The sequence below is a fragment of the Vibrio sp. dhg genome (genome assembly GCF_003443775.1).
GTDB lineage: Bacteria > Pseudomonadota > Gammaproteobacteria > Enterobacterales > Vibrionaceae > Vibrio > Vibrio natriegens.
This window is the reverse complement of record NZ_CP028943.1, coordinates 2,531,233-2,554,225: the sequence shown is the minus strand read 5'-3', so window position 1 is coordinate 2,554,225 and position 22,993 is coordinate 2,531,233. Positions and strand designations below refer to the sequence as shown.

General features: G+C 50.2%; 26 protein-coding genes and 1 pseudogene. 22 read left to right on the top strand and 5 right to left on the bottom strand.

The window, feature by feature from the left end; translation table 11 throughout:
• Nucleotides 1-2: 2 nt before the first annotated feature.
• Together DBX26_RS25485 and DBX26_RS11795 are read right to left on the bottom strand one after the other, a co-directional pair.
• A complete protein-coding gene (locus DBX26_RS25485; RefSeq protein WP_162889697.1) occupies nt 3-158 on the bottom strand; it encodes a hypothetical protein in 156 nt (51 codons plus the stop codon).
• 5 nt (nt 159-163) lie between these two features.
• Nucleotides 164-460: a HigA family addiction module antitoxin gene (locus tag DBX26_RS11795; RefSeq protein WP_118119264.1), complete on the bottom strand. Its 297-nt coding sequence runs from the start codon at nt 458-460 to the stop codon at nt 164-166.
• Between the two features lie 233 nt (nt 461-693).
• Between DBX26_RS11795 and traL the strand changes: the two genes are divergently transcribed.
• From traL to traA, 6 genes are all read left to right on the top strand, one after another.
• Nucleotides 694-975: a type IV conjugative transfer system protein TraL gene (gene traL / locus DBX26_RS11785; protein WP_000433891.1), complete on the top strand. Its 282-nt coding sequence runs from the start codon at nt 694-696 to the stop codon at nt 973-975.
• A complete protein-coding gene (locus DBX26_RS11780) occupies nt 972-1,598 on the top strand; it encodes a TraE/TraK family type IV conjugative transfer system protein (protein ID WP_118119262.1) in 627 nt (208 codons plus the stop codon). Before traL ends, DBX26_RS11780 begins: the two co-directional genes overlap by 4 nt.
• The gene (locus tag DBX26_RS11775) at nt 1,582-2,478 is read left to right on the top strand and encodes a type-F conjugative transfer system secretin TraK (protein WP_118119809.1); all 897 of its coding nucleotides are present in this window, start codon (nt 1,582-1,584) and stop codon (nt 2,476-2,478) included. Before DBX26_RS11780 ends, DBX26_RS11775 begins: the two co-directional genes overlap by 17 nt.
• Before the next feature lie 2 nt (nt 2,479-2,480).
• On the top strand, nt 2,481-3,770 hold the full coding sequence (locus DBX26_RS11770; RefSeq protein WP_118119260.1) for a TraB/VirB10 family protein: 1,290 nt from the start codon (nt 2,481-2,483) through the stop codon (nt 3,768-3,770).
• A 74-nt stretch (nt 3,771-3,844) separates the two neighbouring features.
• Nucleotides 3,845-4,417, top strand: a complete 573-nt coding sequence (gene traV / locus DBX26_RS11765; RefSeq protein ID WP_145573985.1) for a type IV conjugative transfer system lipoprotein TraV — start codon at nt 3,845-3,847, stop codon at nt 4,415-4,417.
• Nucleotides 4,414-4,800, top strand: a complete 387-nt coding sequence (traA, locus tag DBX26_RS11760) for a TraA family conjugative transfer protein (protein ID WP_023584042.1) — start codon at nt 4,414-4,416, stop codon at nt 4,798-4,800. Before traV ends, traA begins: the two co-directional genes overlap by 4 nt.
• Before the next feature lie 40 nt (nt 4,801-4,840).
• Here the strand turns inward: traA and DBX26_RS11755 are convergent, their stop codons facing one another.
• Nucleotides 4,841-5,347 (bottom strand): GNAT family N-acetyltransferase, encoded by a 507-nt coding sequence (locus DBX26_RS11755; RefSeq protein ID WP_118119256.1) that lies wholly within the window; start codon nt 5,345-5,347, stop codon nt 4,841-4,843.
• Entirely contained in the window at nt 5,338-5,604 is a 267-nt protein-coding gene (locus DBX26_RS11750) for a DUF1778 domain-containing protein (RefSeq protein ID WP_118119254.1), read from the bottom strand. The genes DBX26_RS11755 and DBX26_RS11750 overlap by 10 nt, the downstream gene beginning before the upstream one ends.
• Nucleotides 5,605-5,972: 368 nt before the next feature.
• On the opposite strand from DBX26_RS11750, the gene DBX26_RS11745 reads away from it, so the two are divergent.
• The 16 genes and pseudogenes from DBX26_RS11745 (at nt 5,973) to DBX26_RS25480 (ending at nt 21,840) form a co-directional block, all read left to right on the top strand.
• Nucleotides 5,973-6,668, top strand: coding sequence for a DsbC family protein (locus DBX26_RS11745; RefSeq protein ID WP_118119252.1), 696 nt, complete (start codon nt 5,973-5,975; stop codon nt 6,666-6,668).
• Nucleotides 6,668-9,067 (top strand): type IV secretion system protein TraC, encoded by a 2,400-nt coding sequence (traC, locus tag DBX26_RS11740; protein WP_118119250.1) that lies wholly within the window; start codon nt 6,668-6,670, stop codon nt 9,065-9,067. Before DBX26_RS11745 ends, traC begins: the two co-directional genes overlap by 1 nt.
• Nucleotides 9,060-9,407 (top strand): hypothetical protein, encoded by a 348-nt coding sequence (locus DBX26_RS11735; protein WP_015066569.1) that lies wholly within the window; start codon nt 9,060-9,062, stop codon nt 9,405-9,407. Before traC ends, DBX26_RS11735 begins: the two co-directional genes overlap by 8 nt.
• On the top strand, nt 9,391-9,903 hold the full coding sequence (locus tag DBX26_RS11730) for a S26 family signal peptidase (RefSeq protein WP_174234192.1): 513 nt from the start codon (nt 9,391-9,393) through the stop codon (nt 9,901-9,903). Before DBX26_RS11735 ends, DBX26_RS11730 begins: the two co-directional genes overlap by 17 nt.
• Before the next feature lie 10 nt (nt 9,904-9,913).
• Nucleotides 9,914-11,038 (top strand): TrbC family F-type conjugative pilus assembly protein, encoded by a 1,125-nt coding sequence (locus tag DBX26_RS11725; RefSeq protein ID WP_118119248.1) that lies wholly within the window; start codon nt 9,914-9,916, stop codon nt 11,036-11,038.
• The gene (locus DBX26_RS11720; protein ID WP_053980155.1) at nt 11,022-12,050 is read left to right on the top strand and encodes a TraU family protein; all 1,029 of its coding nucleotides are present in this window, start codon (nt 11,022-11,024) and stop codon (nt 12,048-12,050) included. Before DBX26_RS11725 ends, DBX26_RS11720 begins: the two co-directional genes overlap by 17 nt.
• Before the next feature lie 2 nt (nt 12,051-12,052).
• Nucleotides 12,053-15,745, top strand: a complete 3,693-nt coding sequence (gene traN / locus DBX26_RS11715; protein WP_118119245.1) for a conjugal transfer protein TraN — start codon at nt 12,053-12,055, stop codon at nt 15,743-15,745.
• A 266-nt stretch (nt 15,746-16,011) separates the two neighbouring features.
• Nucleotides 16,012-16,605, top strand: a complete 594-nt coding sequence (locus DBX26_RS11710; protein ID WP_064663439.1) for a tyrosine-type recombinase/integrase — start codon at nt 16,012-16,014, stop codon at nt 16,603-16,605.
• A gap of 188 nt (nt 16,606-16,793) precedes the next feature.
• Entirely contained in the window at nt 16,794-17,219 is a 426-nt protein-coding gene (locus DBX26_RS11705) for a DUF6088 family protein (RefSeq protein ID WP_118119243.1), read from the top strand.
• 105 nt (nt 17,220-17,324) lie between these two features.
• Entirely contained in the window at nt 17,325-17,933 is a 609-nt protein-coding gene (locus tag DBX26_RS11700; RefSeq protein ID WP_118119241.1) for a TetR/AcrR family transcriptional regulator, read from the top strand.
• Nucleotides 17,930-19,081, top strand: a complete 1,152-nt coding sequence (locus DBX26_RS11695; RefSeq protein WP_004393991.1) for an efflux RND transporter periplasmic adaptor subunit — start codon at nt 17,930-17,932, stop codon at nt 19,079-19,081. The genes DBX26_RS11700 and DBX26_RS11695 overlap by 4 nt, the downstream gene beginning before the upstream one ends.
• Nucleotides 19,078-20,283: an ABC transporter permease gene (locus tag DBX26_RS11690; RefSeq protein WP_004393995.1), complete on the top strand. Its 1,206-nt coding sequence runs from the start codon at nt 19,078-19,080 to the stop codon at nt 20,281-20,283. Before DBX26_RS11695 ends, DBX26_RS11690 begins: the two co-directional genes overlap by 4 nt.
• Before the next feature lies 1 nt (nt 20,284).
• Entirely contained in the window at nt 20,285-20,995 is a 711-nt protein-coding gene (locus DBX26_RS11685; protein WP_004393997.1) for an ABC transporter ATP-binding protein, read from the top strand.
• Nucleotides 20,996-21,103: 108 nt separating this feature from the next.
• On the top strand, nt 21,104-21,490 hold the full coding sequence (locus DBX26_RS11680; RefSeq protein ID WP_050782698.1) for a cytochrome c: 387 nt from the start codon (nt 21,104-21,106) through the stop codon (nt 21,488-21,490).
• A pseudogene (locus DBX26_RS11675) lies at nt 21,480-21,656 on the top strand (M48 family metallopeptidase); the annotation flags it as partial. The gene DBX26_RS11680 and the pseudogene DBX26_RS11675, both read left to right, overlap by 11 nt.
• 10 nt (nt 21,657-21,666) lie before the next feature.
• Nucleotides 21,667-21,840 carry a hypothetical protein gene (locus DBX26_RS25480; RefSeq protein WP_162889696.1) on the top strand — a complete coding sequence of 58 codons (174 nt, stop codon included), beginning with the start codon at nt 21,667-21,669 and terminating at the stop codon, nt 21,838-21,840.
• A 183-nt stretch (nt 21,841-22,023) separates the two neighbouring features.
• Here the strand turns inward: DBX26_RS25480 and DBX26_RS11670 are convergent, their stop codons facing one another.
• Nucleotides 22,024-22,626 carry a hypothetical protein gene (locus DBX26_RS11670; RefSeq protein ID WP_103201372.1) on the bottom strand — a complete coding sequence of 201 codons (603 nt, stop codon included), beginning with the start codon at nt 22,624-22,626 and terminating at the stop codon, nt 22,024-22,026.
• Between the last annotated feature and the right edge of the window lie 367 nt (nt 22,627-22,993).

Genomic DNA, 22,993 nt, shown 5'->3' with positions numbered 1-22,993 from the left:
ATTTACTTCTTTCTGGTCGTCATTACACTTTTGGCTGGGGCATGAGTATTTTTTAGTATGGCTCGTTCAATACCATCAAACTCATGCTCCAGTTTTTTGTATTCGTTATACACCGAAGGTTTTTTAAGAGCCTTCTTTTTCAATGTTTTTAAAGACATCAACTTTATCCAAAAGCAAGTTCATAGGGTTGGACGTTTAACGTTGCCTTTTGATTTCTGAGTACTGACAAGTCATAAGCGCTTTGCAGGCGCAACCAGTGGTCAGCAGAGGGCTTAGCAAAAGCCAGTTCCAAGCGTACAGCCATTTCCGGAGTTATTGCACCTCGTCCGTTTAATACCTTGGATAGGGTTTTACGGCTTACATTTAAGTGCTCTGCAACATCGGTGATCGTCAACTCTAACGGCTCGATGACCAACTCTTTTAATATCTCACCAGGGTGAGCAGGGTTATGCATAGTCATGAGTGATAATCCTCGTAGTTAACAATTTCCGCATCTCGTCCATTGAATCTGAACGTAATGCGCCAATTACCGTGAACTAATTTTAACCCTTAAGGTTGCGATATCAATCTGATTGTAGGTACAGAATCACTAAGCCACCTCAAAACCTTCAAGAATTCGGCATCTAGCTGACCACTGAACCTGCCAATCCCAAGGCATTCTTCACTTCTCAATTCAAACAACGAGGAGTGACTATGGAACCTGTGAGTATTCCGTCCTATATCGATGACCCGCCGCACTTCCTGCTTTGGAGTGCCGATGAGATGGCTCCCATTCTGTTGGGGCTAGTGATCGGCATTTTTACCGGTAATGCCTTGGTTTTATGCCTGTTGGGGTTGGTGACAACCAAGCTCTATCGGCGTTTTCGTGATGGTCGCCCTGATGGTTTTATTCTTCACGCCATCTACTGGGCTGGACTGTTGCCAACCAAAGCCAAGACGATCCCTAACCCATTTATCAGGAGCTATCTGCCGTGAAGTTCGACGTGTTTTTAAAATCATGGCAAGGCACGCAATTAGAGAACCGATGGCAGCGGTTCCTGGTTGCAGTGCTGGTGCTATCTAATTTGCTGCTTGCGGTAGCGGCATTTTCTCGCAATACCGTAGTGGCCATTCAACCACCAACCTTGTCTGAAACGGCTGAAGTGTCACGAAACCAAGCCACTCAACCTTACCTTGAATCCTGGGGGCTCTACCTGGCTGAGCTTATGGGCAACGTGACGCCGGGTAATGTGTCCTTTATCCGGGTTGCCATTGAGCCGCTACTTTCTCCAGCGGTGTACCAGCAAGTGGTCGATGCACTGGAGATTCAGGCAAGACAAATCCGCGAAGACCGGGTCACGCTCAAATTCCAACCTAGACAAGTGGAGTATGAGTATGAAACCGGCCATGTCTTTGTGACCGGTTATTCCTTGGTTTCTGGGCCATCTGGAGATGAGCAGCGCCAAACTCGCACCTATGAGTTTGACATCGATATTGAGCAATACCGTCCAAAACTTAGCTGGATGGATACGTATGAGGGGCAAGCTAGAACGAAGCGCGTTCGTGAAAAGTTGACCCAAGAGCAAAACCGGAGGGTGAATGATGCGAACCAAAATTAGTCGATGGATGACACCAAGCTTAATCGCAATGAGCTTGAGTGGCGTCCTTTTATCTCAAGCGTCGTATGCAGACGTGGAATTGCCGATTGTGCCAGCCAGTGTGATGAAGCAGTCTGCTACTGCAAATCCACCGGTTCAAAGCAATACGGTTTCAACGGATGCGCCAACAACGTTACTGATGACACCGGGGGTTAATGAACTGATCCCTGTAGCACTTGGTCATCTGAATCGGATTGTGACGCCGTTTGAATCGCCTCAGGTGAGAACAACCAGTGATGCTCAGACGCAAATCAAGGGGAATGTTGTATATGTGGCTACGGACAAAGAATCACCGGTTTCACTTTACATCACTCCGCCTGGTCAGGAAGCGCCCGCATTATCTGTCACCTTAGTACCTCGTCGTATTCCACCGCGTGAAATCACCTTAGCTATTGATGGTCAGCAGTGGCCTATTAAGGGCGTCGTGAACCGAAAAGCCGCCACTTGGGAAACGGCTCAGCCATACGTCGATAGCTTACGTGATTTACTCAGACGCCTTGCACTAAATGAGTTACCACAAGGCTATGACATCCGTTTGGCTGGCCAAACCGACACAAGCCCGAAATGTTTTCAGCCGGGCTTAAAGTTTGGTTTTAAGCAGGGGCAAATTGTGACGGGACATTACTTCACCGTCTATGTAGGACTGGTTGAAAGCTTTGCCGATGAGCCGATAGAAGCCAGAGAAATAGCCTGTCATGCACCGGATATAGTGGCAAGCGCCTACTGGCCTCGCAATATCTTGTTGCCGGGTGAAAAGACTGAGTTGTATGTGGTTGTTCGCAATCATCGTGAAGAAGCGATGGAAAGTCTGCGACCTTCGCTTCTTGTGGGAGGTGAATAACGATGAAAGCACAATGGGAACAAATGAGCCCGAACATGAAGCGGGGCCTATCGGTTGCTGGTATTGCTGGTGGTCTCATCCTTATGGTGATGGTGTTTTCACCTAATCCTGACGATGACTCAAGTAGTCGGAACCGACAGGAAACGATCCGGCACATTCTTACGGATACCAATACTCGTGATGTTGGGGTCGATAGTTTGGCTGCGAACGTAAAACTACTCAGTGAGCGCAATGAACAGTTACGTCGTGAAGTTGAGCGCTTGCGTCGTGACGTCGATTCAGGACGGCTAAGCCCTGGTTCGCCTTCTATACCAAGTGAGGTCAATGCGGAGTTGGCCCGCCTTAGAGCGGAACTTGATGATGTTCGCGCAGGAGGTGATGCAGCAGTTGAAGGCACAAATAGCCGTTTCGAAGTGCCTTTATCTGCCATGGAATTGCCTAAAGAAGAAAAGCCACTGCCGTCTAACCCAGACGACTATTTTGCCAATGCGCCGCTGCCTGATCCGCTCTATCAGCAGCCAGCCAATGGCCAAGGTACACGAGCTCGGGATGTTCCATTGCCGCCAATCACGATTCGTATGATTGAGCCTGAAGTGGTTGCTGAACCAGAGGTTGTTGTGCAAGAAGCGCCGCCTTTGTATCTACCGGCGGGCAGCATCATCTCAGGTACGTTGATCACCGGTTTGGATGCACCTACTCACGAGTCCGCAAGACGCGAGCCTTTTCCTGCATTGCTGAGGATTCAAAAGGAAGCCATTTTACCCAACCGATTTAGAGCGGATATCAAAGAGTGTTTCTTGATCGCCGCAGGTTACGGTGATTTGAGCTCTGAGCGTGCTTATTTGCGAGGCGAGACCATTTCATGTGTGAGAGAAGATGGTGGCGTCATTGAAACGCGACTGGATTCTTATGCCGTGGGTGAAGACGGCAAAGCCGGTATTCGTGGCCGATTAGTGTCGAAACAAGGCCAGCTGGTGGCCAAATCGATGATGGCCGGATTCCTTCAGGGCTTGGCTGGCGCATTTGATGTGAATCCTGTACCAACGATTCAGACGGGTAATGCCGGTGATACTCAGCTGTACCAGCAAGTCATGAGCCAAGAAGCATTACAAGGTGCTGCGATTAAAGGCACTGGTAAAGCATTGGATCGAGTGGCCAAGTTCTATTTGGACATGGCTGAAAATATGTTCCCAGTCATAGAGGTAGACGCTGCAAGGAAAATTGAAGTCATAGTCACTCGTGGTGCCTCGTTGTCGTTGGCTACTTCGCAAGGGGGAGGTGCAAGAAGATGAAAAAATCCTGCATGTTGCTAACCGATCGAAGTCCGTTTCAGACAATAAGATGTGTATCCAGAGGAGAGTTAACCATGACGACATCAATGCAGAACAACCCAAAGCACCAGTCAAAACAGTGGTCTAAAGCTGGATTACTTTTATTGGCAGTCGGCTCAACCTTATTGTCTGGCTGTAGTTCATTGGGTCTTGGGAGTAGTGAATATGGATGCCCAGGTATGCCTGACGGTGTGCGCTGTTTATCCGCTCGTGAAGTCTATGAGCTGACCACTAATGGCGCTGCACCCAAGACGATTGATGCTGTGGCGACTCGAATTGGTTCTCCCTCTGGGTATTCACAATCTGATTTAGAGACAGGACTGCTGAGCCATCCAGCATTACCTGAGACGCAGCAATCTGCACCTCTTCGCATTCCTTCAAGGGTGATGCGGATTTGGATTGCGCCTTGGGAGGATGACCGTGGAGATCTGAATTTATCCAGCTACGTGTTTACCGAAATTGAACCGCGCCGGTGGGATATTGGGGTGTCAGCACCTCGAACGGTTTCGCCAGTGCTACGTCCACTTCAGACTCAAAGCGATTCAGCCTCAGCGGGAGCTGATGGTAAGCGCGATAACTTGAGTATCTACGGAGAAACTAACGAATGACAAATGCAGTTCGCACCATTCAAACTCAGCGCCTAATGACTATTGGTGCGCTTGGTTTAATGGCGTTAATGATTTCGGAGCCCTCATTTGCGGGCACCGGTGGTGATGCTTTCACCGATGTGTGGGATACCCTAAAAGACTGGACCCAAGGTACTTTGGGACGGATCGTAGCGGGAGCCATGGTACTGGTGGGTATTGTGGGCGGTATCGCTCGCCAAAGCTTGATGGCTTTTGCCTTGGGCATTGGTGGCGGTATGGGTCTCTACAATACGCCAACAGTCGTTGAAAGTGTCATGTCTGCAACTTTACCTGTTGTTGCCAGCACTCAAGAAGTCATTGGCACAGCAGTTCCAGCGATCAGCGCCGTTTTACTGGGCACCTGATAATATTGACGGCTTCTCTTGTGAAAGGGGAGCCGTCATCTCAGTCTATCGACAATGATTTTTCGATATCGCAGATCCTTGCCATGAGTACTAAAGGATCAAACGTCGATTCTTTGAAGCCAAATTTCTTGTAGAACGTTTGCGCACTACCATCAATAGCATGGACTAAGATTCCTGCTCCACCGACAGCGTTCATTGCTTGTACTGAGCGAATGATACAATCTTTTAAAAGACCTGCCGCAATGCCTTGACCTTGATAGGCGTTATCTACTCCAAGCCTGGCTAGAATCACCATGGGAATGGGATCTGGACTATTTCTTCTTAATGAACTGAAAGCTTGCTCTCTGGAAACCGATCCCATGGCAATGGCATAGTACCCGACCACTTGATGGGCGTCAGTGTCATTGACCACATACACTCTCGCGGTTCCCCGCTTTTGACTCTTTAACGCCTGTTTTCTTAACCAAGTATCGAGTTCTTCAATGCCACAGTGAAAGGCGTTAATCTCGTGCTCATCAGTGAGTAGGGTTGGTGCACTTATTCCCAAGGCGCTTTCCTTTTAAACAGATTTTTCATGCCTTCAAGAGTCTGTGGCTCAGCACGAAGTTCGTTATCAAACGCTTCAAAAGCTTTTGCTTCAAGAACAAAATCCCGCTGTTCGGCCAGTACGTTATGCGCTTCATTGAGCGCGGCTTGCTGAATGAATACGGTTCTATCAACTTTTTTTAAACTTGCTGCGGCATCGATAATGTCTCTTACCGATGGCAGTACTCGCATGTTGATTGGCGCTGTCTTTGTAGCCATGACACCATCCTCTGTATATCTATTTAATACACAGTTTAAATGACTTTTCCGTGTAGTCAATAGATATACGAATTATTGGGCGTGAAACTTTGAGAGTAGGTCAGTTTGATTTCGAGGGGATGTCACTCTTTCTGGTTTAAAACATTGCAAAAATTAACACCTAAGGTATGAAAAAAAGGAATCAGCTAAACCAGATGACTTGAGGGGAAGCCTGTAAGGCTGCCAGAATGAAAGCTATACCTGAACTAATAGTGCGTAACAACAAGTGGCACCCTAGCAAGGCATCCAATTCTTCAATCTATCTGACCGAGTCCACATAGGACAACTGCATAGACTGGAGCCTCGATTTACATTAACGAGGACTCCTCATGCGAAAACTATCTCCAATTATTCTGGCGCTTGCGCTGTCTCCATTGGTTCAAGCTGAACCTGTGTCTGAAGTGTCGCCCGTTGGCAAAATTGACGGCATGGTTTCTTTACCTGTCACGGGTATGAAAGCGGTCGAAAGCAATGGCCGTATTGTTTTCATGTCAGACAGTGGCCGGTTTGTCATTGATGGCACGCTCTATGATGCCTGGTCCAAAAAGCCGCTTACCAGCCTTGAAGAAATTCGAGAAGCGGGAAACACGCTGGACTTAAGTCGCCTTGGCTTAAAAATGGATGATTTGAACCCACTGACTTTAGGCGAAGGCAAAAAGAAAGTGGTGGTATTTGTTGACCCACGATGCCCGCACTGCCATGAGCTTTTGAAACAAGCTTTACCGTTAACCAAAGAATACACCTTCCAAATACTCCCTGTGCCAGTGCTTGGTCCTGATTCAGAGCGTCAGGTTCGCCAGCTTGGCTGTGCGCGTGACAAGAAAGCGGCCACCGATGCATTGCTCAGTGGCCGGATTGGTAACCTAGATCAGGATGATGCCTGCAACTTAGAGCCAATGCAGCGTACCTTGGTGACCGCTCAAATTCTGGGCATTCAAGGTGTGCCTTTCATTGTCGCCAATGATGGTCGCATCAGCCGAGGCCGTCCTTATGATCTTTCTGCTTGGTTGGAGGGGCGTTATTGATGAAAGCCTCTCTGTATTCAGGGCAACGCGCTTCTGAGCTGTTGCCAGTATTGGCCTATTCCGACGATGAGCAACTGTTTTTCATGGAAGACCAAAGTGTTGGCTTTGGTTTTCTATGTGACCCATTGCCGGGTGGTGATGAGTCTGTTGCAGACAGGGTTAATGTTCTACTCAACAACGACTGGCCAAAAGATACTTTGCTGCAATTTGGCCTGTACGCCTCGCCTGATATTCAAACCGACCTTCAGCGCATGATGGGCTTACGGCATCGTCAATCCGATCCATTGCTTAGGGCGTCGATACGCAAACGTGCGGATTTCCTCGATGGGGGCACGGTTCAACCGATAGAAGAATCGACCCAGACTCAGGTACGCAACTTTCAACTGATAGTCACCTGCAAATTGCCTTTGGAAAATCCTATACCGACGGAGCGTGAGTTGAGTCGAGCATCCGCGCTTCGGGCTTCTTTCTCGCAAGCGCTGGCAACGGTTGGTTTTCGCGTCACTGAGATGACTGACCGAAATTGGCTCGCAGCATTAAGTGCGCAGCTTAACTGGGGAAAAGATGCTTCCTGGCGCAATCCATCACCAATCCGCAGTGAGGCAGATAAACCACTTCGGGAGCAAGTGTTGGATTATGACCGGGCTATCAAGGTGGATAGCCAAGGTCTGATGCTGGGCGATTACCGAGTTAAAACCTTATCGTTTAAGCGCTTGCCTGAGCGGGTCTGGTTTGGTCATGCCGCAAGTTTTGCGGGCGATATGATGACGGGTAGTCGCGGTTTACGCGGAAGCTTTTTGCTGAATGTCACCATTCACTTTCCTTCAGCCGAGGCGATGCGATCTCGTCTAGAGACGAAGCGTCAATGGGCGGTCAATCAGGCCTATGGTCCGATGCTGAAGTTTGTGCCGGTGCTTGCAGCCAAGAAAAAGGGATTTGATGTTCTTTTTGAAGCCTTGCAAGAAGGTGATCGCCCTATTCGGGCAAATATGAATTTAACGCTGTTTTCACCAACGGAAGAAGCGTCCATCAGCTCTGTTTCAAATGCTCGAACTTATTTCAAAGAACTCGGATTTGAGCTGATGGAAGACAAGTATTTCTGTTTGCCCATTTTCCTGAATGCCTTGCCATTTGGTGCTGACCGCCAGGCGATGAACGACTTGTTTCGATTCAAGACCATGGCGACACGGCATGTGATCCCTCTGTTGCCTTTGTTTGCGGATTGGAAAGGCACGGGCACGCCAGTGATTAACTTTGTTTCCCGTAATGGCCAGATCATGAGTGTATCCCTTTATGACTCGGGCAGTAATTACAACTGTTGCATCGCGGCGCAATCTGGGTCGGGCAAGTCTTTCCTGGTGAACGAAATCATCTCCTCCTACTTATCAGAAGGCGGGCAATGCTGGGTGATTGATGTTGGCCGCTCTTATGAAAAGCTGTGTGAAGTCTATGACGGTGAGTTCTTACAGTTCGGGCGGGACAGTGGCATTTGCTTAAATCCGTTTGAAATCGTTGAGGACTATGACGAAGAAGCGGATGTACTGGTTGGGTTATTGGCCGCAATGGCCGCACCTACGCAGTCATTAACCGATTTTCAGATGGCCAACCTAAAACGTCAGACTCGTGAACTGTGGGAGAAAAAAGGTCGTGCTATGTTGGTTGATGATGTGGCAGAGGCCTTGAAAAATCACGAAGACCGTCGTGTGCAAGACGTGGGTGAGCAGCTCTATCCGTTTACGACACAAGGCGAATATGGCCGCTTCTTTAATGGCCACAACAATATTCGCTTCAAAAACCGTTTCACCGTTTTGGAGTTAGAAGAGCTCAAGGGACGCAAGCACCTACAACAAGTAGTGTTGCTTCAGCTTATCTACCAAATCCAACAAGAGATGTACTTAGGTGAGCGGGATCGTCGCAAGATTGTGTTCATTGACGAAGCTTGGGATCTGCTGACTCAAGGTGATGTCGGTAAGTTCATCGAAACCGGTTACCGTCGATTTCGAAAATATGGCGGCAGTGCTGTAACGGTAACGCAGTCGGTCAACGATTTGTATGACAGTCCTACAGGTAAAGCCATCGCTGAAAACTCGGCCAATATGTACCTGCTTGGCCAAAAAGCTGAAACCATCAACGCGCTCAAAAAAGAAGGCCGCTTGCCACTAGGTGAAGGCGGCTATGAATACCTGAAAACGGTTCATACCGTCACTGGTGTCTATTCCGAAATTTTCTTTATTACCGAAATGGGCACCGGGATTGGCCGCCTCATCGTCGATCCGTTTCACAAGCTGTTGTACTCGTCCCGTGCAGAAGATGTAAACGCGATTAAACAGTTAACGCGCAAAGGCCTTTCTGTTGCTGATGCCATCTCTCAGTTGTTGAAGGAGCGAGGCTATGAATAAAACCACGCTTTGGCCATTTATGGCCTCTATTACTTTGTCTATTGCAGGCAGCGGTTTAATGACCAGCTGGCTCTTAATGAAAACACTCGAACCCATCCACAGCCAGTTGGCGTTAAGTACGCCCATTGCAGTCGTAGATTTTGGGGAGGCGGTGTTGTCACTGGGCCCCAATGCCAGCGAACAAGACATCGAATCTAGGTTGCTTCAGACCAATCAGCAAATTGAAAAGTTAAAAACAGCCGGTTTTATCGTGCTGGATGCCCAAGCGGTGGTGGGTGCTGATGATTCCGTATTTGTGCCAGTAGGCTCAAAGGAGGTGTCTCATGCAGATACTCCGTAAAAGAATGCCTTGGCGGACATACCTCATCCGGTTGACTGTTCTTACGTTAATCATGGCCTTGGTAGGCACCTACGCCATGATGCGCTACCGAATAGGTATTGATACCCAGCAAGAGCGCTGCCTGCCTGATACCACGGTGTATCTGATTGACCTATGGAATAAAGAGCCCGTTAAGGATGGTTTGTATGCCTTCCACTCAAAAGGACTCGCTCCGTTATATAACGACGGTACTCGGATGCTTAAACGCCTAACAGGGATGCCTGGGGATGAAGTCAATGTGACGCCTGAGCATGTGCTGGTGAACGGTGCTGAAGTCTCTACCGGCATGGCATTAGCCCAGCGTCTTGGTGTGGCGGAATCACAATTTAGCCGCTCATTGACGCTGCAAGAAAACGAATATTGGTTTTCCGGCGAGGCTGCAACGAGTTTCGACTCCCGCTATTGGAATGCCGTTAAGCACGAGCAGATTGTCGGTCGCGCTTGGCCGCTTTGGTAGGAGGTAGATGATGCAAAGACTATGTCTCTTATTTTTGTTGGTTGCTCCATTGTCTTGGGTTCAAGTGTCCTGGGCACAAGAGCCTTTTCTGTTGTCTGACGAAGACAAAAAGATCGTCGAAATGAGCCGCAGCATTTTACAAAGTGCTGTGGATGGTTCATCTGAATTTATCGAGCCTTTTTCACCGATTGAACAACCTGCGTCGCTCAAACACAGCGATGAATGGTTGATATTTGCGTCGTCCTCACTGGGGGATTCCTCACTGAAGCAGCTATTTAAAGAGGCCAGTGCTACCGGCGCTATTGTGTTGTTTCGGGGAATTCCTGAAGGAAAGACCTTGGGGGCAGCTATCCGTGATTGGCATACGCTGATGACGGGGCTTGATCCTGTTCCTCAGGTTCGAATCGATCCGAAAGCCTTTGTGCACTGGCGGGTGACTAGCGTGCCTGCCATTTTCCGCATAGAAGATGACAAGGTGACTGCAAGTGCACTAGGGGTTTACAGCAAGGACTGGTTGCAGCGTCAAATTGAAACAGGCAATACCGGTTCATTGGGTCAACGCGGTCCTATTCATTCGATTTTAGAACCGGATTTGATGCAAGTGGCGATGCAGCGTTTACAGTCGATTGACCTGGGCGCATTAAAGAAAAAAGCCATTGAGCGTTTCTGGTCTCGCCAAACATTTACTGAGTTACCCAAAGCCACGCAGTATCGGATAAGAATGGTTGATCCAACCATCGTCATGCAGCGGCCACTATTGGATGCCAATGGCCGAACATTGATCCCAGCAGGAACGCGTATTAACCCGCTAAAAGCCTTGCCGTTTACTCAGCAGCTTGTGGTGTTTAATGCGTCGAACGCTGAAGAAGTGGACGCAGTAGCACATTGGCTTGAGGGCCAAGATAGGACACTGCGCCGCATTACGCTTATCACCACGCAGCTCGACCGTACTCAAGGTTGGAATAGCCTCAATGCGCTCGAAAAGACATTGGATAGCCCGGTTTACCTTCTCAATGCCTCGCTAAAGCAGCGCTTTGATTTGCAAGTCACCCCATCGTTTGTTCAAGCAAAGGGACTCGCGTTTGAAATAGAAGAAACTCCAGCAAAGGAGCTTGTTCATGAAAAAGCTCAATAATACGTATCGTCTGTTGCGGACTCTCGTTGTCATGTTTGTCCTGGGCGCATCTATTCCTGCTAAAGCCGAACTGACCTGCCCAGACGCGGGTTTATTGTCGGGTAAGTTGCTGACGGATGTTTGCTGGTCATGCATTTTTCCTATCCGGGTTGCCGGTCTTCCACTTGGCTCTGGCAGTGTCCCAAGCGGCGCATCAAACAAGTCATTTTGCTTATGTGAAGACAACTTAGGCGTGCCAAGGCCAGGTATTGTTACCAGCATGTGGGAGCCAGCGCGTTTGATTGAACTGGTCAGAACGCCGGGTTGCTCGCCTTCCCTGGGAGGGATTCGTTTACCGTTAGGTGATAGGCGATTGCAAGGTGGTCATGGCGAGGGTGAATACGATACCGGTGATCTCGCTTTCTACCATTACCATTATTATGCCTTTCCGCTTTTGGTCATGCTCGATTTGTTCATGGATGGCAATTGCAATGCCGATGGTTACATGGACTTTGACTTGATGTATTTGTCGGAATTGGACCCAACATGGCTGAACGATGAACTGGCCTTTTTTACTCAGCCTGAAGCTGCTGCCGTTGCCAATCCATTGGCTATTTCGGCTTGTACCGCTGACGCTGCCTCATCAACGCTTGGTAAACCCATCGACCAATTGTTTTGGTGTGCTGGCAGTTGGGGCCATCTCTACCCGTTATCTGGCCACACCTTAGCTTTTGGCTCAATAGCAGAAAACACCAGCCATTTAGCGGCGCGTGCAATCGCGGCTCAACACAGGCGTGGTCTTGCAAGGCGAACAATGGGGAACAGTGCGCTATGCCGACCTGTTATCGAACCCATGCTACCGAAATCCCAATACAAGATGAGTATGTTCTTCCCTGTACCAGAAACTGAAAGTGCGCATGTCATCGGTGAAAGCACCATGAAATGGGGAGAGTGGCGAACGATCCCCGGTGCCGGTGAAGATGCGCTCTACATTTTGTGGCGCTGGCAAGACTGCTGTAACTCGGGAGGTTAACCATGAAACCAACACTTTTTACCCGAGTTTTAGCGGGTGTTTTATCAATCACTATGGCGTGCTTGCCCTTACATGGTGTGGCCGCTGATGTGCAGCGCCAATCCGGCTTAAGCGGACAACAAGAAGGTAAGCAATTACTGCAATACTGGACGATGCCCGCACTTAACGGCAATACATTGTTGGTGCCGAGTGGCAGTGGTAATGAGTCCATTAACTTGCAAGAGCTATTTCCTGGTATGGATCAGGGCTCATTAGATGTCTTAACGGGCGTTTATGGCTCTGATACCAGCATGAATCAATTGGGGACGCAGCGCCAAGAGAGCATGGCATCCGAGAGTGGCGCTACGGGTGAGGCGTTTCGCTCGCTACAGCAAATCAAAGACAGGTCTCGGCCAGATATGGTCAATGATCCGCTTTGGGCATTAACTGATGCGGTTCAAACTGACCCCAATCTATTAACCCAAAGCTTCCCCAGCTGTGAGTCTCAAGGTGAAGGCAGCCCAAATTACCAGCAATGTGACAGGCTCAATACAGCGGTTAACAGCTGCACTATTACTCACGATTACACGGCAGGCATCATTGAGCATGTTTCAGGGCCGATGAACCTTCGCTCTTGTGGTGAGGGGTGTCTTGAAGTTTGGATAGGACGAATTGGTGACAACTACTGGAGTGGCCGTTGTAAAGTGTTCGAGCAGGCCATCACACTCAAAGTCGTGAACCCCGATGCGATTACCTCAGCCGTTCTTGAGTACGCCAAATGGGATGACTACATGCAAGTGTGGCTTGGTGATCAGAAAGTTTGGTCTGGGCCGAATAATAACTTTCCACCAGAAACGGCAGGTCGCTGCGAGCTTAGTACCAGTTGGGAACGCAATCCTAATACTGACCTCACCGCCAAGCTAAAAGCGGTAGAGCCCGGTTTAGAAGTGCCAATAAAAATTCGCGTATCGGTAACGGGTAGTGGTGAGGGGTATGCACGCATCAAGGTGCGCTTTGATCCAACCAAGGTGGTGATGAATGATAGTTGGTCGCCACAATCCTGTATCGAACAAGCAGCGGATATCCCAGCTAAGTTTTCAGACTACAGCATTCAATGCACGGATCAGCCGTCTTCAACCAACGGATGTACGGTGGTTAATGGTGTTTCAGTTTGTGAATCCTACTTTGCTCCAAGCCCAGTGGCTGGCATATCGCCTTTGTGTCGGCGTGTACAAGTTAGTGTGGATGATGAAAGCTATAAGGGGATTGAAAATCAGGCCTGCCAAGTGCTTGAAGCGAACCCTTCCTGTGGCTTCATGTCGTCAGAATGTGCCGAAACCAATGATAGAGGTGAATGCATTCGTTTTACCGATACCTTTGACTGTGGATTGCAAACCAACGATCCAAAGTGCGTGGTATCCAATCTTATGCCGAGTAGTTTTGAGGCCTGTGAGCCTACTCAGACGATTACGCCATTTACTGAAACCAAGCATGTACCGGATTACCAGGTGTGCGAGAAGATCAGCACGCTTACTGAGTGTCAGTTAGAACGACGTGTATCCGCTGAAACCCATCAACAAAGCTGGTCTATTGAGCGCGGTTGCTTTAGCTCTGAAATGCTCAGCTTTGCTCCACAGCACAGCAGCACTATGCAAACTGGAAACGCGACGCTGAGAGTGTTTGATAATCAAAATACTGAGATAAAAATCACCGAGTCGCCGTCCAAGGCAAATGGCTGGAAAACGACACTCTCATTGACGGGCAACAAGGAGACGGTCACAGAGACGAAACCGTCCATTAAATACCCTGAAATGACCTGTCCAAAAGGAACCTTGGTTGGCTCATTGTGCAAGGTCGTTAATGGGTCGATTATTTCGTGGCATGAACCTCAGGAAGTCACTCGTTCCAGATGTGAATCCGGCTGGAACAAAGTCGATTTCGATACTTGCAGCCGAGAAGTTCAGAAGTGTTTGGCTCCTGCAAAACTGAGCGCTTCATTGACCTTCTCTGGCAAATACTTAGAGCAAGACGTTGTTCATCAATCAAGTGATCTGGGCATAGACCAATGCTTGATGCAAACGGATCAGTTTACTGCGGTGCAGTGGCAGTGTTTGGATACGGGCACAAAACGAATCGACGGGTTAACGGTTGGAAGTGGCGAGTTGGCCAATCTTGGAAGCCTTTATCCAGCGGTTGTTTCGTCTCCTGCTCATTTAACCAGTCGCGGCAGTTCTGATGGACTGGGGCTCTCATGCTGGAGAGCAAAAGCGACCTACAATGCTTCGACTGCTCATCCAGAGTTCAACATGGGCAGCTCAGATAGCTGGGTAGATGCCAATGGTAATACACAAACCATCGTCAATAACGGACAAAACACGACCACCAATACGTGTGCCGCGCTGGAGCAAAACCCGGCCTGCCAGTATGTCAGAACCGAATGCACTGAAGGCGGGGCTGGTCATGAAGGCTTCTGTTATATCCAAAGTTTGGTGTATGACTGCGGACAAAGCGTTGAAGTGCAAAACGCTCGAATGGAAACTCAGTACAACTGTGAGGGGCCAGTTCGCTGTATGGGCACAGATTGTTTAGAGCCAGAGTCAATTAAGCAGGCTAACTTTGCAGAAGCCGCTGCGATGCTTAATGCGGCGCAGTTTATGACCAATGATATGTCATGCACGGGAGCTGATGGCCAAGATAACGTCGAGTGTACGGTTTTTAAAGGTAATGCAGGCCAGTGCAAAAAAGCCGTTGGCGGTATAGTGGATTGCTGTGAAAAGCCAAGTGGCGTGTCGTTATCGGATTACATCACGATGATAGTGGCAGTTAACAAGCTTGATACAGCAGTCATGGCCATGAATCCGTCGTCGGCAATCTATGGTTCGTGGAATACGCTTAGGGAACCGATAACGAGTACCTGGAGTGCGGTTAAAGAGCCTTTTGTGTCTGCATGGGACTCTCTCATGGGGGCTGGGCCATCAACGGCTGCTGGCGCGGGAGCGGAGCAAGCTGCGACAGGCTTCATGCAGGTGTTGACCAACAAAACGGCTGAATGGGTAGGCACTACCTTTGGTTCGGGGGCGCAATCGGCACTGTTTAGTAACGTTGGTGGCGCGGTTGGAGCCGATGGTGTTGTTTCGGGTGGTAACTTCGCGCTGGGTGGCGCTGCTGGCGCGGTTCTGAGTACGGTTATGACGGCCTACATGATTTATTCAGTCACCATGATCCTCATTCAGCTTATCTGGAAATGTGAGCAGAGTGAGTTTGAAATGAACGCTAAGCGGGTATTGAAGAGTTGCCATTATGTAGGCTCTTACTGCAAGTCTAAGTTCTTAGGTACCTGTGTTGAGAAACGGCAGTCATATTGCTGCTTTACTTCGCCGCTTTCACGGATCATTCAAGAACAAGTTCGTCCGCAGTTGGGCCTTGGCTGGGGCAGTGCAAAGTCACCAAACTGCGAAGGTTTGACCGCGAGTCAGTTAAACCAGGTAGATTGGAGCCAAGTCAATCTGGATGAATGGATAGGTATTTTGTCGATCACGGGCAACCTACCCGAAGTACCGTCACTGGATCTGGAACGACTCACCGGCTCAGGAAGTACGCTAAACGTTGATGGAAACCGTCAAAGTGCCGCAGATAGAGCTATTGAACGGTTAAACGGAATGGATGCTCAGAAATTACGACAGGAGGCGACGGAAGAAATTTCGGGGAATAATTGAGCGTATCCATCTAAAACAGCTTTGCCAATGATGTTCCATACTGGTTACTTTAATGCGTTTTTCCGCTTTAAAGTAACCATTTTTGCACTTTGTGATCACAGATCGAACATATTTCAGCTAACGCGCTTTTGCCCCTTTATCATCTAGAGTAAAGATTCTAACCCACTTTAGTCTGCAATATTTTTCGGCCCCCTAACTGCATAGCCATTCAATTTCCTCATCTAAACTTATTAAGGCCACTTCTAAAGTTAGACTGGAGGTCAATTATGTGGACGAAGAAAGGTCACTTAACTGGGCAGAAAAAGCCCTTCAAGCTCGAAGACATCTGGCGAATTCGCACTAGACTCGAAATCGAAGGAAACATCATGGAGCTAGCGTTGCTGAATCTCGCCATCGACTGCAAGTTACGCTCATGCGATTTACTTAGGATGAAAGTTAGAGATATATCTTCTGGCGGTGTCATTCAAGATCGTGTTCTTTACAGCCAAAGCAAAACTGGTCGAGAGGTACAGTTTGAGATCACTTCCCGCACAGCACAATCCTTGACTCAATGGCTAATACTCAGCCAATTATCTGCACCAGATTATCTTTTCCCAAGCCCTCGCAAACAAGGTAAGCCAATGAGTTATAGCTGCTATGCCACCATTATTCGCCGCTGGGCAACTGAACTTGGCTACGATCCTTATCTTTATGGTACGCACTCAATGCGCCGTACCAAGGCGACGTTAATCTATGCTCGCACCAAAAACATTCGGGCTGTTCAGCTGTTACTTGGTCACGTGAAGCTAGATAATACAATTCGATATTTGGGGGTCGAGATAGAGGATGCGCTGAACATCTCTGAAGGGATAGACTCATAACAAGGTTAGACACTAAATTCAAATTATGTCGATCTTGAGTTGAATCAATATTGTATCTTTATTTCAATGCTTTATGCTAACTATCAACTGATCAAGTGTCGCATTTACTCATATGCATGTGCCGTATTTATTCCTATGGCAACAGGGTTGAGTTATAATCTGAACACTTAGGAAATTAGGAGGTTCAAATGACAGCCGTTGACCGTATTTATCAAAAGATAAAGCGTTCAAGACGCTATGTGTTTGAGCGCAAAGACTTTGATGGCTTTGCTAGCTACGATCAAATTGGTCGTGCGCTAAAACAACTAGTCAAAAAAGGTGAGTTAATCAAGCTTGGCTATGGCTTGTATACCAAGGCAAGGATTAACAGCTTAACAGGCAGACCCATGCCTACTAACCCAGGGGGATGCGATGCCCTGATGCGTGAGATATTAAAGATGAAAGGGGTCGATTTTGAGATGGACAACTTATCTCTGCAAAGCCTCTCAGGTGAAAGCACTCAAATACCATCATCCGTTCATTATTCATGGAATCCTAAGCAGTTTAATCGCAAGCTGGTAGTCGGCAATCGAGTACTGGGGACGTCTCAGAAAACGGAAAATAAAGCACGTTAAGCCCATTGCAGACTCTAGATATTGACGAGTACGTCGGGTTTTCTCTTGTTTGAGTTGCCTCTTGTGGTAAGATAGTAATCAATTACTATCTTACAAGGAGTGCTCGTGGACCCCCATCCAAAGCATCTGCCGGCCGATGAACGTCGTGCCGTAACTGTCGAGTCCGTCGTGGCGCTTGCCGGTTCACAAAACCCAAGCGAGATAACCACTGCGGCTATCGCTAAACACATGAACTTGACCCAGGGTGCGCTGTTTCGGCACTTCCCGAACAAGGAAGCCATTTGGCAGGCGGTCATGGAGTGGGTAGCAGAGCGCCTATTAGCCAGAATCGATCGATCCGCACAAGGAATCGAGTCGCCCTTGGCAGCCATGGAGGCGATGTTCATGAGTCACATCGAATTCGTAGCTGAGCACCCAGGCGTGCCAAGAATGATGTTTGGTGAGCTTCAGCGTGCCGAATCGACACCGGCCAAGCGCATGGTGCAAACCTTGATTCAGCGCTACGGCGAACGTTTGCATCGTCTCATCGAGAAAGGCAAGGCCAGCGGCGAGTTGTCTCCCTCGCTTGACAACGAGGCGGCGGCAACGCTGTTCATTGGCACGATCCAGGGCTTGGTCATGCAATCGCTGTTGGCGGGTGATGTGGGACGTATGCACCGCGATGCGCCGCGCGTCTTTGCAATTTATCGGCGTGGCATAAGGAGTGCGCAATGAAAAAGTTACCCTTGCAAGGCCGCACCCTGGCACTGCTTGCCGTCATCATTCCTTTGCTGGTGCTTTTTATTTATGTCGGTCTGCGATCAGGGCCGCTCGCCCCGGTCGCTGTGACGGTGGCAAGCGTGGAATCACGGGCTATCACACCGGCGCTGTTCGGCATCGGCACGGTGGAGGCGCGCTACACCTACAAGATCGGGCCGACGTTTGCCGGGCGCGTCAAACGCCTGGAGGTGCATGTAGGCGACCAGGTCAAGGCCGGACAGGTGCTCGGCGAGATGGAGCCGGTCGACCTTGATGCTCGGGTGCGCTCACAGGAGTCTGTATTCAAGCGGGCGGAAGCGGCTTTGCGCGAGGCAGAAGCCCGGCAAGCCTACGCGCAAACCCAGGCGCGCCGCTATGAGCAATTGTTTGCGGTGCGCTCGACCAGCGAGGAAATCGTCACCACCAAGCGGCAGGAACTGCAGATCGCCGATGCCGCCCTATCCGCCGCTCGGGAAGATATTGCCCGGGCACGCTCCGACCGCGAAGCACTCGTCGCGCAGCGGAGCAATCTGCGCCTGATCGCGCCGGTCGATGGTGTAGTCACCGTGCGCGATGCCGATCCCGGCACGACCATCGTCGCGGGCCAGGCCGTGGTGGAAGTGATCGACCCCAAGAGTTTGTGGATCAATGTGCGCTTCGACCAGATCAGCGCATCGGGGCTGGCTGGGGGGCTGCCGGCTCATATCGTCCTGCGTTCGCGTGGTGGCCAGACCTTGAAAGGTCGCGTGCTGCGGGTGGAACCCAAGGCCGACGCGGTAACCGAGGAAACGCTTGCCAAGGTGACATTCGATAACAAACCAGAACCTTTGCCACCAGTGGGTGAACTGGCCGAAGTCACGGTTGACTTGCCGGCGCTCCCGGCCGCTCCACTGATCCCCAACGCTGCCGTCCAGCGTGAAGGCGATAAAGTTGGTGTCTGGCAAATCGTGGATGGTGATCTGCATTTCTCCCCGGTCAAGCTCGGCACTTCCGACCTCAATGGTTACGTGCAGGTGCGCGAAGGGCTCAAGAATGGGGACCAGGTTGTGACCTATAGCGAAAAGGCACTGACGGCGCGCAGCCGCATCCATGTGGTCGAGCATATCCCGGGAGTTTCACGATGATCAGCCTGGCCGGCCGCGACATTCTCCATGCCTGGGGGAAATTCGTCTTCACCGGCATCGGTCTGGGTCTGCTGATCGGCGTCACCCTAGTCATGGCTGGGGTGTACCGAGGCATGGTGGACGACGGCAAGGCGTTGCTCGACAACAGTGGCGCTGACCTTTGGGTGGTGCAAAAGGATACTCTGGGTCCTTATGCGGAGTCGTCCAGCCTCAACGATGACGTGTATCGCGCCATTCTCGCCATGCCGGGAGTCTCACAGGCAGCGAACGCGACCTACCTGACCATGCAGGTACGCAAGGGCGAGAGTGATGTACGCACCATGGTGGTCGGCATCGCGCCCGGTGCGTTGGGGGCTACACCCGGATGGCCTCCTTATCTCGTCGCTGGACGCCAGATCACGCGCGGTCACTACGAGGCTGTGGCCGACATCGCCACCGGCTTCAAACTGGGAGATCGTCTTGCCATTCGCCGCAATCATTACACCGTCGTGGGGCTGACACGGCGCATGGTGTCGTCCAGCGGCGACCCGATGGTATTCATTCCGCTCAAAGATGCCCAGGAGGCCCAGTTCCTCAAGGACAACGATGCCATCTGGCAAAGCCGGCGTCGCACCGAAGCCAACCCGGTCTTCAATCGACCCGGTGATCCAGGTTTGCTGGATGCCGTGATTGCTTCACAGAGCAGCAACGCGTTCGTCAATGCCGTGCTGGTCACTCTGAAACCTGGTCATGCGCCGGACGAGGTTGCCGAATCCATCCAGCGCTGGAAGCGTTTGACGGTCTACACCCGGGCACAGATGGAAGACATCCTCGTCGGCAAGCTGATCGCCACCTCAGCCAAGCAGATCGGCATGTTCCTTGTGATTCTGGCCATCGTTAGCGCGGCCATCGTTGCCTTCATCATCTATTCGCTGACGATGGACAAAATCCGTGAGATCGCGGTGTTGAAGCTCATCGGCACACGCAACCGAACCATCGCCGCGATGATCATGCAGCAGGCGCTCGCCCTGGGCGTGATTGGCTTCGTGGTCGGCAAGATCACAGCCACCTTTTCAGCACCGGCTTTTCCAAAATATGTCCTGCTCACGCCAATGGATTCTGTCGCCGGTTTTTTTGCCGTGCTCGTGATCTGCGTTCTAGCTAGCCTCGTCGCCATTCGCATGGCACTCAAGGTCGATCCGGCCGAAGCCATTGGAGGTTGAGATGAGTGGCAAAGGGATACACATCGAAAGTTTAAGCAAGCGGTATGGCGATGGTGACACCGCTGTCTTTGCCTTGAGAGACGTGAATATGCATGTTGCGCCTGGTGAAGTGGTGGGACTGATCGGCCCTTCCGGGTCCGGCAAGAGCACGCTGCTCAAGTGTCTGGGTGCGGTGATCGAACCGACCGCCGGTCGCATGACGCTGGGCGATGAAGTGATCTACGCCGATGGCTGGAAAGTCCGCGACCTGCGCGCCTTACGGCGTGACAAGATCGGTTTCGTTTTCCAGGCGCCGTACCTGATTCCGTTTCTCGATGTCACCGACAACGTGGCGCTGCTGCCGATGCTTGCAGGCGTCGCGAATGGAGAGTCGCGCGCGAAGGCACTGGAATTGCTCACAGCGCTTGATGTGCAACACCGAGCTCGCGCAATGCCCTCGCAACTCTCCGGTGGCGAGCAGCAACGGGTCGCCATCGCGCGCGGACTGGTCAATCGTCCGCCGGTGATCCTGGCCGATGAACCCACTGCGCCGCTGGATTCCGAGCGCGCCATGGCTGTAATCCGCATCCTCAACGACATGGCCCGGAAGTTCGAGACCGCCATCATCGTCGTCACCCATGACGAAAAGATCATCCCCACATTCAAGCGCATCTACCACATCCGCGACGGCGTGACCCATGAGGAAGCTGGCGAAGGGCGGGAGTTCGAATGAGAGAACGATTGAATTACAGGAGAATTTCATGACCCACCGCAAACACAGCCACGCATTTGGAACTATCACCCTGACCGTTACGGCCTGCCTGCTTTATGGGGTTTTCAGTTGCCAGCTTGGGCTGGTGACGCTACCCAGGTTGAGCCACTGGCGCTACGCAAGATCATGCAGGAACTCGGGCGCAACATGCAGGCTATTACCGGTGCGATTTCGCAGGAGGAATGGGTTCAGGTCGTTCAGCTCGCCCCAAAAGTTGCTGCACACCCCGAGCCACCGCTTACTGAAAAAATGCGCATCCTTGCTTACCTCGGCGCTGATGCGACCAAGTTCAGAAACTTTGACGCGCAGACTCACGAGGCGGCGCTGGCCATGAAGCTGGCTGCTGCGAGCAGCGACGGCAAGGCGGTGATCCAATCATTCGCCCACGTGCAGGAAAGCTGCTTGGGCTGCCACCAAGCTTTCCGTAAACCTTTCGTGGAGCATTCATCTAATTAAAGCGCCTAAAGAGTGTATTGATTACGTGATTCTGCACGAGCTTTGTCATATCGCTGAGCACAACCACAGTGAGAAATTCTGGCGCTTATTAACAAGCGTGATGCCTAATTGGAAAGCAGTAAAAGCCCGTTTAGATGGAATGGCGGAGCTGTATTTGAATGAGTAAGGATTGTTGAATGACATGCCCAACTTGTGAAAAGCATATTGGCTGGGATTGGCTCGAAGATGAGTGCATCAAGCCAAACGAAGGCTTTGACTGCCCACACTGTGATGAAACCTTGCGCTATGAAGTGGATGAAGGTACTTACCTTGGTGCTCAGCATGTAACGATTGAAGTTGTGGATGATTAGGTAAATTATTTATATCCGAGTGCCTATTCATTTAAGGTGAATAAGTATTTTCATTGTTCCATGAAGGTTTCGATGCATCGAATCTTTACTCTAACCAATAAATGTCCAAAACTGTGTTTCAAAATCCACAACACTATATTTCAATAGCCCCTTCGAGAGGGGCTGTGTGATGGGAGCCGTTGGCTAGTTGGCGGGGTTATCTGTTTCCGCTTCAGTTATATCGTCATCGGTTGAAGGCACCGCTTGTTCAACTTCTGCTTCTTTACCCTTAGCTTGGGCTGATTTTCGGGCTCGAATTTCGATATCAATAATGCGCCGAGCCAGTTTGATAATGCGCTGTTGCCATGCGTAGTTGCCATCAACACGTTGCTTATTGCTAAGCACGCTAGACAACCAGAGAGTGTCCATTGAGATCATCAACGCATCGAGTTTGCGCACTAAGCCGACAAACTGGCCAACCTGAGGCGAGCTTATTTTGGCGTTGAAGGTAATCGGGTCGGTGTAGTCAGGTACTTCATCGATACCGTTGGACTCCATCAATTTGTCCAAACGAGCTTGTTCGTTGTCTACCGCCTTAGCGCAATCCTCGATCAACTGGCTAATGATCTGTTCCACTTCATCAATTTCGTTCTCATCGCCAATGATGCGCAGGATGACATCGATTCCGTAAAGCGCACTGACCGTCCGTCTAAAAACACGGTCAACGACACGTTGCGCCTGTAAGCTATTAATTGTGAATGATTGTTCAAAGATGGGTTTTGAGTAATTGGGTCTTGCTTGGGCCATAAGTTTGCTCCTGATATGACAATAATCAGTCCCTAGCCTAATCCTCTGTGCGGTAATGGCCTTTCAGCTAGGTGGAAGAATTGAGCATCTTTCTAACTATCTTGTCTGGATAAGACGGTTACACTGACTATCAAATATTGCTGATCTGTTTCAGTGATATCCGCGCCTGAGAGCATGAGCTCAAAGGAAGCTCGCCGCTGAGTTTTCTCAGTGGTATTAAGAGGTAGCTAGCCTCCTTAAACAAATAGCCTGCATGTTTTTACATGCTCAACCATGCGTTCCTTGCGGTTCGCCTTTTCACCACCCAACTGGGGGAGTTTTCCCCAGTTGGGGGTGACTCCTTCACAACCTAATTAAGGAGTCACCA